The sequence below is a fragment of the Parashewanella sp. 2304DJ23-3 genome (genome assembly GCF_056591695.1).
Genome location: NZ_JBWQOH010000029.1, coordinates 1 through 898, shown reverse-complemented (window position 1 = coordinate 898; position 898 = coordinate 1). Strand labels below are relative to the sequence as shown.

Annotated in this window: 1 protein-coding gene; it reads left to right on the top strand. The window is 42.5% G+C overall.

The window, feature by feature from the left end; translation table 11 throughout:
* Positions 1–149: 149 nt before the first annotated feature.
* Positions 150–898, top strand: a 749-nt coding sequence (locus tag AC1EU2_RS18740; RefSeq protein WP_480299797.1) for an IS110 family RNA-guided transposase, incomplete at its 3' end; no start/stop codon positions are given.

Sequence of the window (898 nt, the reverse complement as noted above, 5' to 3'; positions counted from 1 at the left end):
AGCCTTTCTCTGTCGTAGTTCGATTGATTTGTGGCTCCTCTATTGAGAGACCGATAACAAGAGCGAACACGACAAAGAACTCCAAGCATAAAGCTCGAATAGTCTTCTGGGTCTCGAACCCGCATTACGCAAGCAAGAGTTAGCTTATTATGAATACTGCAAACAATCAAAGCCTAAATGTTGGTGTCGATACTGGTAAAACACAGCTCGATATTCACATTCGCCCTCTCGACATCTATTTCACTGTTTCTAATGATATTAAAGGCATTAAGCAAGCCATTAAAACTTTGAAACAATATTCCATCGAACGCATCGTGATTGAAGCCACTGGTCGCTTGGAACTCGCTTTTGCTGAAGCTTGTATCAAGGCTAAGCTACCGTTGGTGATAGCCAATCCCATTAAAATCAAACGCTTTGCTGGCGCTATCGGGCAAACCGCTAAAACCGACAAGCTCGATGCAGCTCTCATTGCTCATTATGCTGAAGCGATTAAGCCACCTCTAACGAAAATGAAGCCTCAAATGATGAGACAAATGGCCGACCTTGTCGCTCGTCGAAATCAGCTTATCACCATGCAAACCATGGAGAAAAACCGACTCCAAATTATGCCTAAGCATCTTAGCTCGACGATTAAACCCATACTGACGACCTTAAAGCATCAACTAAAGTCAGTTGAGCAAAGCATTGAAAAGCTCATTGAAGATAATGAAGAGTACAAATCGAAAAGCGAAATCCTTCAGAGTATGCCTGGCATAGGAAAGGTGGCTTCTGCTGCCATCATTAGCGGTTTACCTGAGCTTGGTTTTATCAGCAATAAACAAGCAAGTCATTTAGTCGGTGTCGCACCAATAAATCGAGATAGTGGTAAATACAAAGGCCAAAGAAAGATTAAAGGTGG